The 3,334-nt window shown below is 71.9% G+C and carries 3 protein-coding genes; 2 read left to right on the top strand and 1 reads right to left on the bottom strand.

The window, feature by feature from the left end:
* Positions 1–555: CPBP family intramembrane glutamic endopeptidase (locus tag QZ433_RS02060; protein ID WP_295779780.1), on the top strand; the 555-nt coding region annotated here is incomplete at its 5' end.
* A gap of 15 nt (positions 556–570) precedes the next feature.
* On the opposite strand, the gene QZ433_RS02055 is transcribed toward QZ433_RS02060, so the two are convergent.
* Positions 571–2,313, bottom strand: coding sequence for an ABC transporter substrate-binding protein (locus QZ433_RS02055; RefSeq protein ID WP_295779779.1), 1,743 nt, complete (start codon positions 2,311–2,313; stop codon positions 571–573).
* Positions 2,314–2,589: 276 nt separating this feature from the next.
* Between QZ433_RS02055 and QZ433_RS02050 the strand changes: the two genes are divergently transcribed.
* The coding region (locus QZ433_RS02050; RefSeq protein ID WP_295779778.1) for a hypothetical protein at positions 2,590–3,334 on the top strand (745 nt) is incomplete at its 3' end.

Below are 3,334 nucleotides of genomic sequence, written 5' to 3'. Positions count from 1 at the left end.
GTCGCCCTGGCGGTCTACCTGCTGTGGGAGCCCGCGAACAACGCCCTGCGACGGATCGGCCTGGACTTCCGCCGATTCGGCTCCGACCTCGTGCGCGGTGTCGCCCTCGTGATCCTCATCGGCGCGCCCGGCATCGGCGTCTACGCGATCGGACGCGCGATCGGCCAGAGCATCACCGTCGTCCCCGCACCGCTCGATTCGTCGTGGTGGGTGATCGCCCTGCTGATCCTCGCGGCGCTGCGCGCCGGCCTCACCGAAGAGGTGATCTTCCTCGGCTACCTGTTCGACCGGCTGCGCCGCCTGGGCTGGTCGTGGACGGGCATCATCGTGTCGACCGCCCTGCTGCGCGGCAGCTATCACCTCTACCAGGGATGGCCTTCGGCGCTCGGGAACGTCGTGATGGGGCTCGTGTTCGGCTGGTGCTACAAGCGATGGGGTCGCGTCATGCCGCTCGTCGTCGCGCACACGATCATCGACATCGTGGCCTTCGTCGGGTACCCGCTCGCCGCCGCCTGGTGGCCCGCCATCTTCGCACCCCCGGCATCCGCGTCCTGATCCGACCCGCGCCGCTCAGGACTGCGGGGGCGACCACGTCCAGAACGCCGGCGGCACACCGTCGGGTTCGGACGTGTAGGCCACTCCCCCGACGCCCGCTGCGGCGACGACGGCTCCCGTGCGCTCGAGCAGGGGGATGCCGGCGTACACCGAGAACAGCGAACGGTCGATCTCCTTCGCCTCGGCGAGGACGTCGACGGGGTCGGTGTGCACCGTCAGGTCGTCGAAGAGCTCGTCGGTGTTCGGACCGTCGATGCCCTCGGCCAGGCGGTCGCGGGCGGAGCGGTAGAGGCTCTCGTCCTCGCCCACCCACGACAGCGTCGCGTCGACCGTGTCGCCGGGGGTCGCGGCTCGGACCGCGATACCCGCGCGGGCGCCCATCGACACCAGTCGAGAGAACACCTGCGCCGACACCTCGTCGGTGGTGTCGTACGACAGGCGCAGCACGGCGGCGCGATCGCCCAGCGCGTTGCGGGCCCCGTCGACGTCGGCTCCCGTTCCCGGGGCGCCGTTCCCGGCGATCAGGTCGGAGTACAGCTGACCGGCAGCCGTCGACGAGAGGAAGGACTGCAGCGGCTGGGCGTCGGGGCGCATCGCGCCCAGGACGTCCTGCACCAGCGAGGACCGATCGGTCGCGAGGGTCATCGCCTGACGGATGTCGGATGCCGTGGCATCCGCGAACCTCAGGTGGAGCGTCTGGGTGGTCGGTCCGACCTGCACCTGGTACCCCGCATCGGTCAGGGTTTTACGCTCGGCGACGTCGAGATCGCCCACGTTGGCCACGTCGACCTCTCCGGCCTCGAGCGCGGCGAGCTGAGCGGCCCGGTCGGCGAAGAAGCGCACCGTCAGCCCCTCGAGGCCCGGGAAGTGCGCGCCCTGGTAGCTGTCGCGGCGCGCCAATCGCAGGGTGTCGGCGGTGATCTCCGTGACCGACCAGGGCCCGGCCGACACCACGCCCGCGGGGTCGGGGGTGGTTCCGGGTGCGACGTCGAAGCCGGTGTTCCACGCCGCTGCCGCGGCCGCGAGCACGGGATTCGGCGCGGCGGGGGCGCGGGGGTCGCCCTCGGGCGCCGTCAGGATCGCCGTGATCAGGTCTTTCACGCTCACGCCCGCGCGCTGCGCGACGACGTGCACCGGCCGATCGAGAAGCCACTGGCGATTCCAGTCGGCGAAGGGCTGGTCATAGGTGAGGGTCAGGGTGTCGTCGGCGCGGTCGACGATCGGACGCGCCGTGCGCGCGTTCGGGTCCGCCGGCATCGCGGTGTCGAAGTAGCGCGTGCCCGAGACCACCTGTCCGTTGACGTCGTAGGTCGCGTCGTCGAAGAAGTGCGAGCTCACGGCCCACCCGAACACGAGGTCGTCGAGGGTGACGGCCGTGCCGTCCGACCACACGCGGTCGGAGAACAGTTCGTAGCTGACCTTGAGGGGATCGCCCTGCACGCGCGTGATGCGACCGAGCCCGTCGTTGGGGACGACCTGCAGGGAGCCGTCGAGCGATCCCAGCCGCTCGTCGAGCAACGCCGACACGGCGCGATTGGCCGCCGTGGCACCCGTCGCGGACGCGGCGTTGAAGCTGGTGAGCTCGCCGACGACGCCGAGCGTCAGGCTCGTGCGCTGCTCCTTCTCGGGGGCGGGCGCGGGATCGGCGGCCGAGCAGCCGGCCAGCACGACGCCGGCCGCGGCAAGCAGGGCGATCAGACGGCCCGCACCGCGGCGTCGTCGAGTCGGTCGAGGAACATCGTTCAGCCCGTGGTGCACAGGGGAACTTTACCCAACGCCTCCTGAGCGATCCCCGGGGCGCCGCGCGCGCGGCGCGGGCCGCCGCGGGCCGCCGCCGGCGTGCAGCGCGCGTCGTCGTGGGCCGCGAGACTGCACGCGGCTGACAACTCGGCGACATCCTGCAACCGAGTTGTCAGCCGGATGCCGTCTCGGCGCCGGTGTTGCGGCTCCTCCACCGACGGTCGCGGGCGGGAGCTGTCCACGGATCGCCGGATGCCGTCGAACCCGGGCGATCGCGGACGGCACAGTCGAGCGATGACGGTGCTCCAACGAACGGTCGACACGCCCCTGCCGCTGATGCCCGCCGCTGCGGTGACCCACTCCACGAGGAGTGTGCGCCGTGGCGAGATCATCCAGGTGACACGGGGTGTCTATGCGTCGCGTGACGCCTGGCAGACGCTCCCGCCGTGGCAGCAGTACCTCGCTCGCGTTCGGGCGCATCTGCTGAACGCCCCCGACGACGTGCTCTGCCTCGAATCCGCGGCGGCGCTGCACGGCCTCCCCGTGCTCGGCGCGCCGCACGACATCCACGTTCTCGGGTCGGCGAGCGCGACGGCCCGGAGCGCGGGCGGGGTGCGCGTGCACACCAGCGCCCACCCGGACCGCGTGATCGAGGAGGTCGACGGCATCCGTCTGACCTCCCTCGCCGACACGTGCATCGACGTGGCCAGGACTCGGCATCCCGGGTTCGCCCTGGCGGTCGCCGACGCGGCCGCACGCGTCGATGAACGCTGCACCGCTCTGACCCTCGTGACGCTGAACGAGGAGCGCGCCTCCGCGCGCGGTCGACGGCGGGCGCGGTGGGCTCTTCATCGTGCGGACCCGGCCGCGGAATCGCCGCTCGAATCGCTGAGCCGTGCCGTCACGGAATGGGCGGGTTTGCCTGAGCCGGAGCTCCAGATCTGGTTCGGTTCGCCGGCCGGGGGCGGAGACCGTGTCGACGTGTGGTGGCCGCAGCTGCGTATCGCGGGCGAGGCGGACGGCCTGCTGAAGTACGACG

The organism is uncultured Microbacterium sp. (assembly GCF_913776565.1).
Classification (GTDB): domain Bacteria; phylum Actinomycetota; class Actinomycetes; order Actinomycetales; family Microbacteriaceae; genus Microbacterium.
Note: the sequence above shows the minus strand (reverse complement) of the source record. Positions and strands in the feature narration are given on the sequence as shown.